This window comes from Fibrobacter sp. UWCM, assembly GCF_900129735.1.
Taxonomy (GTDB): Bacteria; Fibrobacterota; Fibrobacteria; order Fibrobacterales; family Fibrobacteraceae; genus Fibrobacter.
In genome coordinates this window covers 80,178-97,366 of sequence record NZ_FQWR01000009.1, presented here as the reverse complement: position 1 = coordinate 97,366, position 17,189 = coordinate 80,178, and the positions used below count along the sequence as shown (strand labels likewise).

General features: G+C 54.9%; 16 protein-coding genes. 7 read left to right on the top strand and 9 right to left on the bottom strand.

Features of this window, described 5'->3' with window-relative positions; all coding sequences use genetic code 11:
- Window positions 1–139 precede the first annotated feature (139 nt).
- A complete protein-coding gene (gene gmk / locus BUB22_RS07915; RefSeq protein ID WP_073114688.1) occupies window positions 140–703 on the bottom strand; it encodes a guanylate kinase in 564 nt (187 codons plus the stop codon).
- A gap of 239 nt (window positions 704–942) precedes the next feature.
- On the opposite strand from gmk, the gene BUB22_RS16700 reads away from it, so the two are divergent.
- From BUB22_RS16700 to BUB22_RS07905, 3 genes are all read left to right on the top strand, one after another.
- On the top strand, window positions 943–1,119 hold the full coding sequence (locus tag BUB22_RS16700; protein WP_175547264.1) for a hypothetical protein: 177 nt from the start codon (window positions 943–945) through the stop codon (window positions 1,117–1,119).
- Between the two features lie 77 nt (window positions 1,120–1,196).
- Window positions 1,197–2,522 carry a hypothetical protein gene (locus tag BUB22_RS07910; RefSeq protein WP_139258850.1) on the top strand — a complete coding sequence of 442 codons (1,326 nt, stop codon included), beginning with the start codon at window positions 1,197–1,199 and terminating at the stop codon, window positions 2,520–2,522.
- 12 nt (window positions 2,523–2,534) lie between these two features.
- Entirely contained in the window at window positions 2,535–4,565 is a 2,031-nt protein-coding gene (locus BUB22_RS07905) for an FISUMP domain-containing protein (protein ID WP_073114655.1), read from the top strand.
- An 82-nt stretch (window positions 4,566–4,647) separates the two neighbouring features.
- Here BUB22_RS07905 and BUB22_RS07900 read toward each other — a convergent pair whose 3' ends face one another.
- Together BUB22_RS07900 and BUB22_RS07895 are read right to left on the bottom strand one after the other, a co-directional pair.
- The gene (locus tag BUB22_RS07900; RefSeq protein WP_073114654.1) at window positions 4,648–5,562 is read right to left on the bottom strand and encodes a glycosyltransferase family 2 protein; all 915 of its coding nucleotides are present in this window, start codon (window positions 5,560–5,562) and stop codon (window positions 4,648–4,650) included.
- Window positions 5,563–5,662: 100 nt separating this feature from the next.
- Complete coding sequence (locus BUB22_RS07895; protein ID WP_073114653.1) at window positions 5,663–8,209, bottom strand: NPCBM/NEW2 domain-containing protein; 2,547 nt, start codon at window positions 8,207–8,209, stop codon at window positions 5,663–5,665.
- A 149-nt stretch (window positions 8,210–8,358) separates the two neighbouring features.
- On the opposite strand from BUB22_RS07895, the gene BUB22_RS07890 reads away from it, so the two are divergent.
- The 4 genes from BUB22_RS07890 (at window position 8,359) to BUB22_RS07875 (ending at window position 12,702) form a co-directional block, all read left to right on the top strand.
- Complete coding sequence (locus BUB22_RS07890; protein WP_073114652.1) at window positions 8,359–10,434, top strand: transketolase family protein; 2,076 nt, start codon at window positions 8,359–8,361, stop codon at window positions 10,432–10,434.
- Window positions 10,435–10,557: 123 nt separating this feature from the next.
- Window positions 10,558–11,187 carry a fibrobacter succinogenes major paralogous domain-containing protein gene (locus BUB22_RS07885; protein WP_073114651.1) on the top strand — a complete coding sequence of 210 codons (630 nt, stop codon included), beginning with the start codon at window positions 10,558–10,560 and terminating at the stop codon, window positions 11,185–11,187.
- Window positions 11,188–11,234: 47 nt separating this feature from the next.
- Window positions 11,235–11,681, top strand: coding sequence for a transcriptional regulator NrdR (gene nrdR, locus BUB22_RS07880; protein ID WP_073114650.1), 447 nt, complete (start codon window positions 11,235–11,237; stop codon window positions 11,679–11,681).
- Between the two features lie 13 nt (window positions 11,682–11,694).
- Window positions 11,695–12,702, top strand: coding sequence for a class I SAM-dependent rRNA methyltransferase (locus BUB22_RS07875; RefSeq protein ID WP_073114649.1), 1,008 nt, complete (start codon window positions 11,695–11,697; stop codon window positions 12,700–12,702).
- Window positions 12,703–12,781: 79 nt separating this feature from the next.
- On the opposite strand, the gene BUB22_RS07870 is transcribed toward BUB22_RS07875, so the two are convergent.
- From BUB22_RS07870 to BUB22_RS07845, 6 genes are all read right to left on the bottom strand, one after another.
- Window positions 12,782–13,795: a Ppx/GppA phosphatase family protein gene (locus BUB22_RS07870; RefSeq protein ID WP_073114648.1), complete on the bottom strand. Its 1,014-nt coding sequence runs from the start codon at window positions 13,793–13,795 to the stop codon at window positions 12,782–12,784.
- Window positions 13,788–14,186: a hypothetical protein gene (locus BUB22_RS07865; protein ID WP_073114647.1), complete on the bottom strand. Its 399-nt coding sequence runs from the start codon at window positions 14,184–14,186 to the stop codon at window positions 13,788–13,790. Before BUB22_RS07865 ends, BUB22_RS07870 begins: the two co-directional genes overlap by 8 nt.
- Window positions 14,187–14,262: 76 nt before the next feature.
- Window positions 14,263–14,541, bottom strand: coding sequence for a hypothetical protein (locus tag BUB22_RS07860; RefSeq protein WP_073114646.1), 279 nt, complete (start codon window positions 14,539–14,541; stop codon window positions 14,263–14,265).
- A gap of 438 nt (window positions 14,542–14,979) precedes the next feature.
- Window positions 14,980–15,726: a 3-methyl-2-oxobutanoate hydroxymethyltransferase gene (gene panB, locus BUB22_RS07855; RefSeq protein ID WP_073114645.1), complete on the bottom strand. Its 747-nt coding sequence runs from the start codon at window positions 15,724–15,726 to the stop codon at window positions 14,980–14,982.
- Between the two features lie 168 nt (window positions 15,727–15,894).
- Window positions 15,895–16,791 carry a DNA repair protein RecO gene (gene recO, locus BUB22_RS17095; protein ID WP_254794681.1) on the bottom strand — a complete coding sequence of 299 codons (897 nt, stop codon included), beginning with the start codon at window positions 16,789–16,791 and terminating at the stop codon, window positions 15,895–15,897.
- A 24-nt stretch (window positions 16,792–16,815) separates the two neighbouring features.
- Window positions 16,816–17,172 carry a histidine triad nucleotide-binding protein gene (locus tag BUB22_RS07845; RefSeq protein ID WP_073114644.1) on the bottom strand — a complete coding sequence of 119 codons (357 nt, stop codon included), beginning with the start codon at window positions 17,170–17,172 and terminating at the stop codon, window positions 16,816–16,818.
- Window positions 17,173–17,189 lie beyond the last annotated feature (17 nt).

The following is a 17,189-nucleotide window of genomic DNA, read 5'->3' as shown; positions in this document are numbered from 1 at the left end:
TTTTGCCGGGGCAATATAGAAATAAAACTTTTGTGTGTAAAGGACGGAAATGTAAAAAATTCCGTTCTTTACATATAAACTAACTACTAAAAACGCAAAAATGGCGAAATTTCTTCAAAATCGCCAAAAAAGTGCCTTTTTAAGCCTCGCCCTTGAGAATGGCGCGGAGCTCGTTTGCGGCCTTCTCGAGGTCGTCGTTCACGATGGTATATTCGTATTTTCCCTGCGTTTTCGCGAATTCCATCTCCTTTTTCGCGTTGTGGAGGCGGGTCTGGATGACCTCTTCGCTGTCTGTTCCGCGGCCGCGGAGCCTGCGCTCGAGTTCTTCTTCGCTCGGGGGGAGGATGAGGATGCCCGTTGCCTCGGGGTAGACCTTGTCGAAGTTCACCTTGCCGAACACGTCGATGTCGAACAGGACTCGCTTGCCCTGTCTGAGCATGTCTTCCACGAAGAACTTGGGAGTACCGTAGTAGTTGCCGTGCACCAGGTTGTATTCCACCAGTGCGTCGTCCTTGATCATCTGCTCGAATTCTTCCTTCGTCTTGAAGAAGTAGTGCACGCCGTTGACTTCGCCCTCGCGGGGCTTGCGCGTCGTTGCCGAGATGGAATACACGATGTCAGGGAATTCGCCGATGACCTTGTCCTTGAGGGTGGTCTTGCCTGCGCCGCTTGCGGCACTCATCACGAAAAGCTTGTTTTTCATGCGCCCAAATGTAGTAAAAGGCGGCGAAATTGCCAAAGTGGCGGTGAAAATAGGGTGAAAATGCTCGTTTTCACCGCCAGAAATTATGTTGTCTGTATAAAAATTAGGGCCGTTTGCGGAATAGGGTGGCGGGATGGCGGTGAAATCAGAGAAAAAATGTCGTTTTCACCGCCGAATATGACGAAAAAGTATCTTTTGAAACTCAAATGTTGCAGACAACGTAACAAAGTGGCGGTGAAATGCGAAAAAAATTGTTAATTTCACCGCCAGAAATGAAAAAAATGCTTTTTTTCGCCACCGAAATCGAAACCCGCTCGCGTGAATCCTGGCTGAAATGTGATTTGCAACAAGCGAGGAAACGGGAATGTGATTTTTCGCAAACAAACGAAGGCCTGGAGTGTGATTTAACGCAATAACGCAGAATCGCCGCGAAAAAAAATGTTTTGGGGTTATTATATTTGTTTGCAAATGGTGTAAGGGTGTAGGAGATGGTATGAAATCACGTTTTTTTGTTGTCGCCTTGGCGTGCCTTGCAGGCGTGGCCTTTGCCGACCCGACTGTATCTATCTTTGTGAAGGACGCCTCCGAGTTCCAGGCGATACAGGCCGACTTGCAGCAGTTGAAGGCGGGCATCGGGAGCGATAATCCCGAGGTGGATTCCTTGATTACCCGTGCGAACCGCATCGCGAAAATGAACGACCGGTGTAGCATGGTTTCTATAAACGACGTGCTGGACGAGGAGTGCGGACATTTTTATGCCGTGGAACTCCCCGAATTTGAATCGCGCTACATGGAAGTGACCGGCGAGCTGCGCCTGGGCGTGGTGACCATGGCGAACGACCTGGAACAGCGCACGCAGCAGATTGACGCCTGTACCGACGCTTTTTCCCGCATTATCGCGAGCAAGGAGAACCTCCTGAAAATCGAGGGCGGCGTGGACCTGGAACCGCTCTCGCATGCGGGCGCTTTCGATGCATCTTACAACTTCAAGCTGCGCTACGACGAACGCCGCATGGACCAGCAGAAGCATTTTACCGAACTCTGGCTCTCGAAGTGCGGTGACATTGTGCTGCGCAAGTCGGGCGACGAGTTTGCACCGCTCTTTGTGCAGGCGCTCGACCACATGAACGACTCGCTTTTGCATACGAAGACGAACCTGAAGGTGGTGCTCGATACGAGCGACCTTTCGCTCTATTTGGACCTGAACAGGCCGGTGGCGGGCGCGTACTACCTGAGCGGCGCCGAACTCTTCAACGTGACGCAGATTCCTTCGGGCAAGGAGAACGCGCACCTGCTGGTGGACATGAAGGACAAGTCGGTGAACTTCCCGAAGGGGCGCGACGGCGAGATGGCCACCTACAAGGGCCGCGTGGAATTCGAGAAGGCAAGCAACGACCTCGTGGGCCGCTGGATTTGGGGCCGCGATTCTACGGCCATCAAGGCGATGCCCAAGATGAACACGAAGACGGTTGCATCTGAGGTGGTGACCGCCTCGGGAACGGTGTCCAATGCCGCTCCGGTAGCGGAAACGGCCCCGCAGGCGGGCGACAAGGTGGATAACGGCTTGCCCGAAGCAAAGAAGTCGAGCGGCGCACGCTGGGTGTTCCTCGGGATTTCGGCGGCGGCGCTCGTTGCGGGCACGACGCTTGCTGTGGTTTACAACAACAAGGCGAAAAGCGAAAGCGAAAAGATGCCGGCTTCGCGCGAAGAATTCAATCAGCGGCACGATGATATCGGGAAGTACCAGAAGTATCGCACCGCGGGTATCGGTATTGCCATTGTGGGCGGAATCGGGCTAGGCATAAGCCTTGCGTTCTAGGGAGGAAACAGAATGAATTCGAAATTGAATGAACGATCCGTGCGTCATACCGCAGTGCCAAGGGCACAAGTGTATCCATTTGTCATTCTTGCCCTCGCTTTCCTCTTTGCGGCCTGCAGCAACTACCAGGAAGAGTTCGACAACAACTTCGGGGCGCTTGAGTATGTGGACGATGTAGACTATTCTTCCCCGTCGGATGGCGATGATCCGTTGCCTTCGTCTTCGGATGTCGATAATCCGTCGTCGTCATCTTTTGTCCCGACATCGAGTTCGGAAGAAGTATCCAGCAGCTCCGCGAAGTTGAGTAGTTCGTCCGAATCCTCGTCTTCTTCAATAGTTCCGATGTCCAGCTACACCCCGCCTCCAGGAAGTTACGGCAAAATTGATTACAAAGGGCAAACATATAGGACAGTCAAAATCGGTGACCAGGAATGGATGGCGGAAAATATGAAAGCCGATGAGGATGGCAGCGTCTGTTATAAGGATTCCACCAAGTATTGTGATATGTACGGCCGCCTTTATTCGTGGGATGCTGCTATGAAAGTTTGCCCCGAAGGTTGGCGCTTGCCGGATACGACCGACTGGAGCATTTTGTTTGAGTCGGTGGGTGGAAAGGCAACTGCGGCTACACACCTCAAAGCAACGTCAGGCTGGACTCAAAATGGCGATGGCAATGGAGATGATGCTTTTGGATTTTCCGCATTTGCTGCGGGAGGCTCGGATACAGGATCTGACGTGAAGTATGCGGGCAAAGGGATTGATGCTGCTTTCTGGACGAGCGAAGTGAAAAACAGCTATGATGCGTGGGGCGTGGGAATGTATTGGGCTGACTCTCATCCAAAAATTGAAGTACACACCCTGGCGAGTAATCGTCGCTCAGTTCGCTGCGTGAAGGATGCGAAACCATTGAGCAGCAGTTCGGCAACATCCTCCTCGTCTTCCGATTATAGTTCAAGTGGTGAATTTACGGATCCTCGTTCTGACAATGGGGGCTCATCGCATATCTACCCGTATGTGAAGTATAACGGTCTTGTCTGGATGGACGAGGATTTGAGTTATCGAACAGATCAAATGGAAATGGGCAATTTCTCACATCCCCTGTATTCATGGAAATCCGCTCAAGAAGCCTGCCCGCCAGGTTGGCGCCTCCCGACAATAGATGAGTTTAATAACTCTAAGGGACTTGAAGAGAAGGTTGATTTGAGGAACAAATTGGGTGGCTATTTCCTTATGACAGAGGGACATAAGACTGGAAATGAGGGAATGTACTGGACGCAATCATCTAAGGATGATACGGTGTATGCTCTTCAATTCAGTAATAACAGAGAATCTGGCGCGGTTGTCGGTGTAGATAAGAAGATTCTGGAAGAAAATTCAGCGTCTGCCACTTTTGCAGTCCGTTGCGTGACAGAATCCCTTACAACAGAAAATCCGAGAAGTTCTTCTTCGTCAGTCTTTATCTCAAGAGAAACATACTTGCAGGATTCGGGACCCTATGCGACTGTTACGATAGGTGGCAAGAAATGGATGGCGCAAAACCTCAATTATTATGGCGGTACGTTGCAAAAACCTGAACATATTATGCGGTGCCGCAATAAAAACATCGACCAAGCCCCTTGTGATAGCAACGGTGTCTACTATGACTACAGGAGCGCTTTTGATATTGCCTCCATGGACGCAGTCAACAAGGACGAACAGTATCAAGCTTGGACTTTGCCGGATTCGACAGAGGCTGCGGCATTGCTAGAGGCTGTCGGAAATGCGGGTCGACTCTGGTCTGTAGAAATGTATGGTACGAACGAATCCGGTTTTTATGCCCTTCCTTCGGGATATTTTAGTACATCGGACGGAACGAATTATGAACATCAAAACAAAGACAATGTAACGTGTTTTTGGCTGTGGTCAGGAAATAAAGACTCCGAAACAGCAAAGGCGCTCTGTTTCTATCCCAAAGGTAATGCCGGACACCAATACAGCATAGAGTCGCGACCCAAGACTGATTTGTATCCCATTCGCCTTATATATTCGTCCTTGCGCGAATAAAAAAGGCTAATGCGCTTGAAGAATTGAAAAACCGGCCCCGTGGGGTCGGTTTTCTGTTAAGATAGTCTGTCGTTTGCGAGACTTACTTGTTCTTGTCTTCGATGTACAGCGGTCTCTGCTTGACTTCGTCGTAGATGCGCCCGATGTATTCGCCGAGAATCCCGATTGACATGAGCTGCACGCCTGCAAAGAACACGATGGCCGTCATGAGCGATGCCCAACCCGGTACTGTTGTCGCGGGGCTCAGGAACTTCTCGAGTATGGACCACACGAGAACGCCGAGACCCACGAGGGTCGCGAAGAACCCCATGTAGAAACTGACCTTGAGCGGCGCGGAACTGAATCCGGTAATGCCGTCGAAGGCGAGCCGCATCATCTTTTTGAGCGGGTACTTGGACGTGCCCGCGGTGCGTTCGGCGCGGTCGTACTTGACGCCAATCTTCTTGAAGCCTACCCAGCACACGAGCCCGCGCAAAAAGCGGCTGCGTTCCGGCAGGTTCTTGAGCTGGTCCACCACGCAGCGGTCCATGAGGCGGTAGTCGCCGGTATCGGGCGGGATATCGATGCTCGTGAGCTTGCCGATGAGGCGGTAGAAGCAAAACGCGGTAAAGCGCTTGAAGATGGTTTCACCCTTGCGCTTGTTCCTCTGCGCGTAAACGACCTGGTAGCCCTCGCGCCACTTGACCATCATCTCGTGGATGAGGCTCGGCGGGTCTTGCAGGTCGCCGTCGATAATCACTACCGCATCGCCGATGGCATGGTCGAGGCCCGCGCTGAAGGCGGCCTGATGCCCAAAGTTGCGGCTGAAGTTGATAATCTTGTTGTTCGGGTTGCTCGGAAGCAGGCCCTCGACAATTTCGCGGGTCCTGTCCTTGGAACCGTCGTTCACGAAAATGAGTTCGTGCTCGTATTCCTTGAGTTCTTCTTCCAGAACGCGGTAAGTTTCGGCAACAATTTCTTCTTCGTTAAAGACGGGAATGATTACGGATAAGAGCATGCGATTAATATAGAAAAGACGGGTGAAAAATGTGAGGTGTGAAATGTGAAGTGTGTAATGTGTGATGATTAATTACTCATATCACATTTCACATTACACATTAAGGTATTAGTACGGGGTGTACGAAGTCGACGTGGCTGCAGTCGATGCTGCCCTTCGCGGTGGTCTTGAGCGTGAGTTTCTGTATGCCTTCGGTGTTGGCGGTAAGCGTGTGGACAATGCCGCTCTGGAATACAGGGCTTGCGGCGAGCACCTGCCCGTCGCCGATGATTTGCACCGAGACTCCCTCGCTGCAGAGGCTTTCGTCGTCGAGCCCGAAAGACGTGCGGAATGCGCGGTACTTGCCCTCGAGGCCGATTGTCGTTTCGGAGTTGGCGTGCGTGCCGAACCCGTTTTCGAACTTGGTGCCGTTTATCGTCATGTCGTGATTTTCGATGCTCTTGTTCCAGCGGAGGTTGCCCCAGTCCTGGCGGTGTCCGGTTATTGAGCCCTGTTCGAGTGCGGAGGCCCCGCCGGCTGCGTTGAAGTAGTACTTGGAAATGTCGGCTAGTTTCGTGTTCTTCTGCGTGTCCATGACGACGACCCGGAATAGGTTGTAGCCCTGCTGCAGGCTATCGGCCGCATTCCAGATTTCGTAGAACCCTTCCTGGTACGGCGCGGCACCTATGATTTTCCCGTTGAGGGTTGCCGTGTAGTTCCAGTTCTTGCTTGCCTCGGAGGTTTCCTTGAGCAAGATTTTCAAACTGACGCCCAGGCTGTCGAGGACGGGCTCGAGGTCCTTCACGACGATGATTTTTTCCGGGTTGTAGTGCTTGCGCCCGTTGAACTTCGCGATTTGCACCCAGTAGTTGTTGGTAATCAGGATGTTCTTCACGCCCACGAGGTCCATTTCGCGTTCGAACACGTCACAGGTCGTGGCGATGCGGTGTTCTACCGCCTTCTTGTGGTAGGTCTGGCTGTCCCAGCAGTCGAGCCCGCGGATGTAGTAGACTTCGCCGTTGTACTTGTCAATGTACTTTTGCAGTTCGGCATCGCTCATTTGGCGCGCCCTGTCGTAGTGGATGGAAGATACTCCGTAACCCACGAAGTGCCAGGGCCTGCCGTAGATAAACAGACGGTCCGCTTCGGGCTGTTCCTTGAGCCAGCCGAGAATTTCGTGTTCTTCGGTGGTCAGGTGGTTGCGGTTGTACATGATGTTCTTGTTGAAGTCTTCCTTGTAGTGGAACGTCCATGCGCTAAGGATTATGGCGACGATGACCATGCCCGCAAATGCGAGCGGCTTTGCCTCTTTCTTGCTTGCGGATGCTGCGAAGTACTCGATGGCGTGCGCGATGGGGAGCGCTGCGACAAACGCCATGCTGGGCAGCATCACCAGGCTGTAGCGCTGGTTGATCTGGATGCTGAAGTCGCCCGAGACGTTCTCGAGAATCATGTAGGTCTGCACGTGGTAGAGCAAAAGGAACACGAGCGTCCACAGGTAGAACCTGCAGCCCTTTGTGGCGTCGTAGATGGCGCGGAACAGCAGGTAGACTCCGCCGATGGCGAACAGGTAGTTGAAGTAGGTGAGGAACGGGTTCTCGAGCTCGCCGTTTTCCTTGAGGGGGCGGGTCATCTCGATCCAGTTGCGCTTGAGGTCTTCGAGGAAGTGCCCGTGGGCTTCGAACTCGCCGCCCTGGAACCCGAATCCCTGGAAGTAGCTGATGGTGAGTAGCGCCGGTACCGAGAACAGCGAGAGCGTCACGAAGAACGTGGGCGCCTTGAAATCCTTCTTGTCGAGGATTTTCGGGAAGGCGAAGAATATGAAGGAAAGCAGGCAGAATGCGGTTTCCTGGCGGGTCTGCGCGAAGAATGCCAGCGTGATGGCGAGGAGAGCCCAGTGCATTACGGTGTTGCGGTCGTAGGCCCACTTGAATATGAACAGCGAGAGCGCGGAGAGGAATATGTAGAGCGGTTCCACCGACATGGCGCGGAACTGGAAGAGCACGGTGGGCTGCAGTGCCATGAGGAGGGCGGCGAGGAATGCGAGCAGGGGCTGCTTGGTCCAGGCGACAATCGCGAGGAACATCAGCAGGAACGCAAGCGGGAGCATCAGGAGTTCTGCGTTGAAAATCCAGTGCAGGTCGGTGCCGAACAGGGGCATGCCGAGGAAGTAGAGGAAGGCGAGACCCTTCGTCTTGAAACTGTTGGACTTGGCGATGCAGTTGAGGTGCGAACCGTCGAATATGCCCTGGTTGCACGTGCCCGATTCGTGATTGTGGTACATGTTCTGGGCGACCGACATGAACACGCTCTCGTCGCTCTGAACGCGGTGGCGTGCCTCTATCTGGGTGCCGGCGAATACCGCGATGCCGATTGCCGCCGCTATGGCGAGGAGGCTGAACGGCTTTTGGGGGAGGATTCCCTTGAACCATTCGCGGAAATCTTTGTTCAAGAACGCGAACAGGATGATGGCGACCGCCATTTGGAACAGGAACAGCGGGAGGGGGAGGTTCAGGTCGAGCTGGCGGATGATTTCCTTGTGGCCGCCGCTAGGGCGACCGAGAAACCAGATGATAGCCGGGATGATGAGGGCTATAACTAGGCCGATAAGACCTGCGGGGTGTAGTAAGTTCTTGAGTGTCAACAGAATAGAGTCTTTAATCTTCATTTTTGAAGCCGTAATGCGTGTTTTCTTTTTACCCGCAAAATATAACTTTTTATGTTATCGTGCTTTAACCGGGCTTTTCGACCTTGTGAAATTGCGCGAAAAAAACTAAATTTGGCGCGTAAATAATAACACCCTAAAGAGGTTTTACCGTGCAAGACTCCCTAGTTACAAAAGCAGCTGACAACGTCCGAATTCTCTCTGCCGCGATGGTGCAGAAGGCGAAGTCCGGGCATCCGGGTGGTGCGATGGGCGCCGCCGACGCCACGACGCTTTTGTTTGCGGAATTCTTGCGCTACGACCCGGACGATCCGGAATGGATGGGCCGTGACCGCTTCTTCATGGACCCGGGCCACATGAGCCCGCTCCTGTACTCCGAGCTCGTGCTCACCGGCCGCCTCAACCTCGACGACGTGAAGAACTTCCGCCAGCTCGGCAGCCGCACTCCCGGCCACCCCGAACTCGACGTGATGCTCGGCATCGAGAACTCCTCGGGCCCGCTCGGCATCGGCCACGGCATCGCACTTGGCGCCGCCATCGCCGAACGCTTCATGGTGGAACGCTTCGGTTCCATCCTCGAGCACAAGACTGTCTGCCTTGTTTCTGACGGCGGCCTTGAAGAAGAAATTGCCTACGGCGTGGGCCGCATCGCGGGCCACCTCAAGCTTTCGAACCTCATCTTCTTCTACGACGCGAACCAGGTGCAGCTCAGTTGCAAGACCGAAGACGTGATGAGCCACGACTTCGTCGGCCAGTACAAGGCATGGGGTTTCCGCGTTATCGAATGCGATGGTTCCAACATTGCCGAACTGCGCAAGGCTTTCAAGGAAGCCTGGGCCGAGAAGGAAAAGCCGACCCTCGTGTACGGCCACACCACGATGGCGAAGGGCGCCGTCGCCGAAGATGGCAAGAGCTACGAAGGTGAAGTTTCTACGCACGGGCAGCCGCTCAACGCTGCCGGTGCTTCCACAACCGCTACGGTCAAGAACCTCGGCGGTAACCCGGACGACCCGTTCCAGGTGTTCGACGACGTGAAGGCGGGCTTCGAGGCTCGTGCGAACGAACTCCGCAAGGTTGTCGCCGAATGGAAGAAGGCCAAGGCCGACTGGGACAAGGCGAATGCCGAGAAGTCCGCGACCCTCAATGAATGGCTCTCCGGCAAGGCTCCGGTGCTCAACCTTTCGAACCTCCCCATCAAGGAAGGTGTCGCTACCCGCGTTACGAGCGGTACGGTGCTCGGCTACCTCGCCGAGAACTTCCACAACATCATTTGCAGTTCCGCCGACCTTTCGAACTCCGACAACACGCAGGCGTTCCTCAACAAGACGGGCATCTTCCGCCCGAACGACTTCAAGGGCGCGTTCGTGCAGGTGGGCGTTGCAGAACTCACGATGGGCGCCATCATGAACGGTATCGCGTTGCAGAAGGGCCTGTTCCCGATTTGCGCCACGTTCTTCGTGTTCAGCGACTTCATGAAGCCCGCTATCCGCATGGCCGCCCTCATGGGCCTGCCTGTCAAGTACGTGTTCACGCACGACAGCTTCCGCGTTGGCGAAGACGGCCCGACGCACCAGCCCATCGAACACGAGACGCAGATCCGCCTGCTCGAAGACCTCACGAAGGAAAACGGCAAGGCCGAAATGCTCGTGCTCCGTCCGGCAGACGCATTCGAGACTCTCGCCGCCTGGGAAATGGCTTTCGAGAACAACGACAGCCCGACGGCGCTTATCCTTACCCGCCAGGTGGTGAACACGCTCCCTGGCGAAAACCGCTACGAAGCCGCGAAGGCTTGCCGCAAGGGCGCCTACATCGTGAGCGACAATACCGCAGCGGGAAAGAACCCGGACCTCACTCTCGTCGCGAACGGTTCCGATGTGCTCCTGGAACACCAGGCCGCCGAACTCCTCCGCGCCGAAGGCAAGGCCGTGCGCGTCGTCTCCATGATTAGCCCGGCCCTCTTCCTCAAGCAGGATAAGGCGTACCGCGACCAGGTGATTGTGCCGTGGACTCCGGTGTTTGCGCTTTCCAGCGGCCTCCCGGTTCTCTTCGACCGCGTGGTTGGCGGGTTCGGCAAGGCCTGCGGCCTGGAACGCTTCGGCGCTTCCGCTCCGGCTGGCGTGCTCGAGAAGGAATTCGGCTACGTGCCCGAGGCAGTTGCCGCGAAGGCCAAGGAATACCTCGCCGAGTTCAAGGCGAACGTTGAAGCCTTCAAGAAGGTGAACGCCTAATTTCAAGAACAAATATTAAAAGGGCCGCTCCTCTGCACGGGAGCGGCTTTTTGTTTCCTATATTTCCGATAAATGATTTGGGGTACTATGAAACGTTTTTCGTTGATTTGCATTTTGGCATTGATGTTCTTGTTTACGGCCTGCGGTGACGACAGCTCCTCGTCTGTAGGCGGTGGTGGTTCCGGCGGCAAGGGTAGCGAGTACGATGACGATGCGGGCACTCTCAAGGACCTGCGCGATGGCCAGACTTACGCCACGGTCACTATCGGCGGGCGGGTATGGATGGCAGAGAACCTGAATTACGAAACGGAAACTAGCGTGGTTTTCCCTGAATACAACGGGAAGTCTCACGAAAAGTACGGGCGGCTGTACGCCTGGGAAGATGCGATTGACGCATGCCCCCGCGATTGGCGCCTGCCGGGCGAAGATGACTGGAACGACCTGTTTGCTGTCGTGGGCGATTCCGCAACCGCGGGTACGAAACTCAAGGCTGCTCGCGATTGGGACAAGGACAAGAAGGACTATGTCGTCGGTACGGATGACTACGGGTTTGCTGCCTTGCCTGCGGCCGTTTCGCATGTCAACACGAACGGCGTGCGTAGCTTCAGCAACAACGGCGCCTTCTTCTGGACCGCTACGGAGAAAAACGACGCGAGGGCGCTCATGTTCGTGATGCACTACGAAAAAGAAGCCGTGGAATCGGGCGCATTCCCCAAGGATACGTGGCTCAGCGTCCGCTGCATCAAGGACTGAGCGAGAAAATAATTGCTTTTTCTCGCAAAATATCCTATATTCTAGCCATGATTTGCCCTTTTTGCAAGAACGACAACGACAAAGTGGTCGATAGTCGCGTGAGTGGAACCGCCATCCGCAGACGGCGTGAGTGCCTGGCCTGCGGCCGCAGGTTCACGACCCGCGAGTATATTGAACTCCAGCCGTTGACGGTCGTGAAGAGGAGTGGCGAAAAGCAGCCTTTTCAGCGCGAAAAGTTGATTCGCGGCATCATGAACTCGTGCAAGAAGCGCCCGATTACGCCCGAGGACATCGAAGAACTCGCGACCCGCGTGGAAAACGCCCTGCCGGTGAACGACAATTCCGAGGTGGGCTACGATACCATCGGAAACCTCGTGATGCAGGAACTCAAGAAACTTGACGCGGTCGCCTACGTGCGTTTCGCCTCCATCTATCGCGAGTTCAAGGAAGTGGGCGAGTTCGTGGACCAAATCAAGTCAATGGACAAGGCTTGACGCTGCGTGTACCATGCGTCATCTTTTAGAAATTGCAAATGAAAAACGTGCGTCGCTGTTCGAGGTGACGGACGCTTATCGCATTGTAAATGGAGCCGCCGACGGGTTTCCGGGGCTTACGCTCGACCGCTTCGGCGACCGCTTGCAGGTGCAGTTCTTTGGGCCGGAGATGCTCCCGCGTCGCCGCGAGTTCGTGGATGCGGTGGCCGCGATGTTCAACCCCGCGTGCATTGTGGTGAAGGAGAGGCTTTCCCGTTCGGGCAAGTCACTTGAGAACGCGCCCATGGAGGTGGCGTTCGGGACCCGCAATGCGGCCGTAGGTACGGTACGCGAAGGTAACGCGCGCTTCCATGTGGACTTGCTCGATACCGTCAATCCGGGGCTGTTCCTCGACATGAGGCACGTGCGCCTCGAGGTGGAAGACCGCTTCCGCGCGATGACCGGCACGGTTCCTGCTAGTGATAAACAGCCTGCGCAGTCCTCCGCAGAAATAAACGGCCCGCGGTTCCTGAACCTCTTCAGCTATACGTGCAGTTTCTCGGTGCACGCGCGCCTCGGGGGTGCCGCAGTCGCCACGAACGCCGACATCAGCGGGAAGATTCTCGACAAGGGCCGCGAAAACTACGCGCTGAACGGGCTCGACTTGCGCCCCGGTGAATTTTTCCGCGGGAATGCGCTCGAATATGTGCGCTGGGCCGCAAAGAAGGGCCTCAAGTTCGATGGTATCGTGCTCGACCCGCCGAGTTTCGCGCGCTTCAAGGGGTTCAACTTCAACGTGCGCGAACACCTGATGCCGCTCGTCTCGGAATGTGCGGCGCTCCTGAACGCAGGTGCCTTCTTCATGGTGAGTTCCAACTACAGCGAATTCGCGCTTGATTCCTTCGCGCGTGACGTGCTTGCCGCCGTCAAGTCGGTGTATAAAGAAGCCCGCACTGCATGGAAGCGCGGGCAAGATATTGATTTTGCGGGTAGCGGCGCTACGAAGGATTCTTGCCTCGTCGCGACACTCGTGGAATTGTAAAAAGATCCCCACCTTGGTGGCCATGCGCACTAAACAACAAGTTGTTAAGTGCTGTCCGCCCGCCTACGCGGGGATGACGTTACTGGTCCGAGCCTTCTTCGGCAGAATTCTCTTCCTTCTTCTTGAGCCAGGGCGGGGTCTTTTTCGCCTTCGGTTTTGCTTCAGGTTCGGGTTCCGGCGGGTACAGGAGCCCGAAACGGATGCCCGCGGTGCTGATGCGGAAGGTTTCTACGCGCAGTTTTTCCAAAAGCGACTTGAGCCAGAAAAGCCCGCAGATGATTACGTCGCTCCTGCCGTTCTCGAGTCCCGGGAGCATCGCGCGCAGTTCCTTCGAGAGGTTCGATATGCGTGTGGTGACCGCGTCGAGGTCGGCGATGCTCATCTCGAGCCCTTCGATTGCCTTGTAGTCGAACTTCGGCTTGTCGAGGTAGACCATCGCGAGTGCGGTTCCCGTGCCACCGATGAGGTAGACGGGTTTCTTGGTCATGCCCTTGAAGCTCACTTCCTTGAAGGTGTCCTTCACGAACTTCTTGTATTCCGGTCCAGGAATCGGGCCCATCGCCTTGAACATCTTGAGCGCGCCGACGGGTATCGAGAACGTTGTCTCGCCGTTGCTGAGCTCGGTGGAACCGCCGCCGATATCGATGGTGACGATGCCTTCGCCGTGCCATTCCTTCACGGAACGGTAGGTGAGCTTGCCTTCTTCTTCGCCGCTGATGATTCGCGGGCGCATCCAGAGCGCCTTTTCTGCCGCGTCGAGAACTTCGTCCGGGTTCGTTGCCTTGCGCATCGCTTCGGTCATGACGGCCGCCTTGAGGTCGGCGCCGAGCGCGTGCAGGTCCATGCGGAACTTGGTCAGCACTCTCGAGAGTTCCTCGATGCGGGCCGGCGTGATGGCGCCATGTTCGTAAATGTCTTCACCCAGGCGGCAGATTTCCACCTTCTGGAGTTTCGGCACCAAAATTTGGCGTGGTTTAACTTCTGCTTCGGCTGTTTCGGTTGGTGAACTTGCGGGAGCGTCTTCGAATGCGGCGATCAGCAATATGCAGCTGTGACTCCCGATATCTACGGTGGCCTGGAGTTTGTTATCCATTTTCTGCCTCGTTTTGGTCCTTCGATTCGGCGGAGTTTTGCTGACCGGTGCTGTCTTGCCCGGCATCTTCCGGCGCCTTGTTGAACTTGTCCATGCCCGCCTTGATTTTTTCGGCGATGCTGGCTGGGTGCAGCAGGAATTCTTTCGCGCTTGCGATGGCTTCTTCAATCACATATTCGGAATATCTGTCCTTCCAGCTTACCACGAGGTCGCCCGATTCGCTCCCGAGGGGTTTCTTTTCACGGATTTCCTGACCCATTTTGAGGGCGAGGAGGAGCCCGAGTTCAAAACCGCGCGGGTTTTCCTTTGTTTCGAGCAGCGCTTCGACGCGCTTGACACGTTCATCTAGGGGAATTTTCTGGAGTTCTTCGAGGTCTTTTTCCGAAATCATGTTTTTAAAGATAAAAAATGAAAAGGGCCCGCAGAGCGGGACCTTTCCAAAAGAGAGCTTTAAAGAAGAATAAAAATTACTTCTTGGCGGCCTTCTTAGCAGGAGCCTTCTTGGCAGCCGGCTTCTTGGCGGCAACCTTCTTGGCAGCCGGCTTCTTAGCAGCGACCTTCTTGGCGGCCGGCTTCTTGGCAGCGACAGCCTTCTTAGCCGGAGCAGCCTTCTTGGCCGGAGCCTTCTTGGCAGCAGCCTTCGGAGCAGCCTTCTTAGCAGCAGCCTTCTTGGCGGCAGCCTTCTTAGCCGGAGCAGCCTTCTTGGCAGGAGCCTTCTTAGCAACAGTTTTCTTTGTAGTAGCCATTGTATTCTTCCTTTTTTGAGGGTTAATTGTTTTGATGACATTAAAATAACTTTATTTTCACAAAAAGTCAACACCTTTTTAAAAATTTTTTCATTTTTTTTCAAAAAGATATTGACAAGATGGAAAAGTTGTCTTATAAGGGATGAAAATTACTTTGTATGTAAAATGACGCGAGCCCAATAACGACGCGGGTTACAGGCGATTGGCCTCTTTTTTGACCTGTGCGTTACGTAGTGATTGTAACTTGATGATACTCAAAGAATTACTTGTGATTTTCGTAACACTTGCAAAAAAAATCCCGTCATCGACGAGATTTTTTTTCTTTTCACCAAAAATTTTTCATTCGCGAGAGAAAATTTTTCATTCAATCAAGTTTTTTTTTTGCGCGGCGACATTTCTTTTTTCATCGCGCCGTGAAAATTTTCTCCTTGCGGTGTGTTACGCTTCGTTCTTCACGCTCTCCACGTATTTGCGGAAGCCCTCTACGCCCAGGGAATACATGTCGACGAACTTCGTCGCGAACGGAGGGAGCTTTTTCTGGTGCATTCCGAGCGCGTCGTGCATCACGAGCACGTGTCCGTCGGTGAATTTACCGCCGCCGATGCCGATAGTGACGCTTTTCACCTCGCCGGTAATCTTCTTGCCGAGTTCTTCGGGGATGTGCTCGAGCACCGTCTCGAAGCATCCGAGGCTATCCACGAACTTGGCGGCGTCTTCGATGGCGCGGGCCTCTTCTTCGGTCTTGCCCTTCTGCTTGAAGTTCTCGGCGGTCTGCGGGAGCAGCCCGAGGTGTGCGCAGACGGGAATATCCTTGCTGCGGAGGTATTCGATGACGCCAGCGGGGGTGCCCTCGAGCTTGACGCTTGCTGCACCTAAGTCCATGAAGCGCTTTGCGTTATCGTATGCGGTTTGCGGATCCTTGTCGCTTCTGTAGGGCATGTCGGCCACCACGTGCGTGTTGGGTGCGCCGCGGCAGACGGCGGCGACGAAGATGAGCATTTCGGTCATGCCGATTTCGCGGGTGCTCTTGTAGCCGAGCATGGTGTTCGCGAGGCTGTCGCCCACGAGAATCTGGTCGACTCCGGCGGCTTCTGCCATCTGGGCGAACGCGAAGTCGTAGGCGGTAATCATCGAAACTTTCTTGCCCGTGCCCTTCAAGGCGCGGATATTTTCCGCAGTAAGCATAGCATCTCCTATTTATGAACCGCGCTTATAAACCGCGCTTTCTGTGAACAGCACTTTCTATAAACTGCGCTTTTCACAGCGTGTAAAAGATAGAAATTATGTTGGAACTTGGCGCGAGGTCGTCGCAGGTGGGTGTGAGCGCAAACCGGAGTAATTTAATTCAGGAATCTAGCGCGAACGGTCGTATAACTTTCGTGTTTCATTTAGAAATTTGAGCGAGTTTATTTCGCGCATGAACCCGATGTGGCTGCGCAGGTAGGCGAGGAGAGCGTTCTCGACGAATTCCGGGTGCGCGATTGCCCTGCCGGTGCGGAGAGTCTCGAAACCGGCGAGCGTTTCGGGCCGAGCGCGGGGAGTTTCGACCCCGAGGCAGCTTTTGCAGACGAATGCGCCCGTTTCCGGATGGAAATCGGCCGGAGCGCCTTCGATTTGGTGGTCGCAGCGGCTGCAGGAACTCATGTCCAGGTGGTAGCCCCAGAGTTCGCAGATATCCAGGAGCCAGCGGGCGAAAACACCCGACTTGTTAGCGGACTGTTTAATGCCTGCTGGTAAGGAGGGCGCGGCATCTTGTTCCGGCGAATTGCCCGCGGGCGGTTTAACTTCAGGCGCATTGCTCGCGGGCGGTTTAACTTCGGAATCTGCGGGTAGTTTAACTTCAGAATTATCGTCCGCGGGCAGTTTAATGTCGGGTGCGTCGAGGGCCGCGAGCGCCTCTTCCAGCAGGGAGAATTCTCCTTCCAGCGGGACACCCGCGGGTGCGTACCGCAGTACGATTTCGGCCATCACCTGCGCCTTCGCGAGGGCGAGCAGGTTTTCGCGAAGGTGCACGTGCCAGTTGATGACGCTCGCTTCCTTCAGGAACTGCAGTTCCGTATTCGGGTTCTCGCGATACACTATCTCGCATAGGGCGAGCGGGTCGAGCGCCCCCCTGAACGGGCTGTCCTTGCGCTTGCCTCCCTTCACGATGAAGGAGACGGTGCCGGTTTCTTCCGTAAGCGCCTTCACGATCCAGCTGGAATCGCTGTAGGGGAAGCGGTGCAGGACTATCGCGCGGGTTTTAATCATAGAATGGCGGCTGCGCCGCGATTATTAAGCCTTCGGGAACGGAGGCCAGCCCATCTGCTGCCCGCCAACGACGTGCAGGTGGATGTGGAACACCGTCTGGCCCGCATCGGCCTTGCAGTTGAACACGAAACGGGCGCCGTCCTCTTCGAGGCCGAGGTCCTTCGCGATAAGCTGTGCGCGGTAAAGCATGTTACCCACGAGTTCGCAATCTTCCGGCTTCATGTCCATGATGGTCGCGATATGGCGCTTCGGCACCACAAGGAAGTGCACGGGGGCCTGCGGGGCGATGTCGTAGAATGCGAAAACGTCGTCGTCTTCGTAGATTTTCTTGGAAGGGATTTCACCCTTGATGATTTTGCAGAAAAGGCAGTTTTCACTCATAGTATTATAAATAGTAG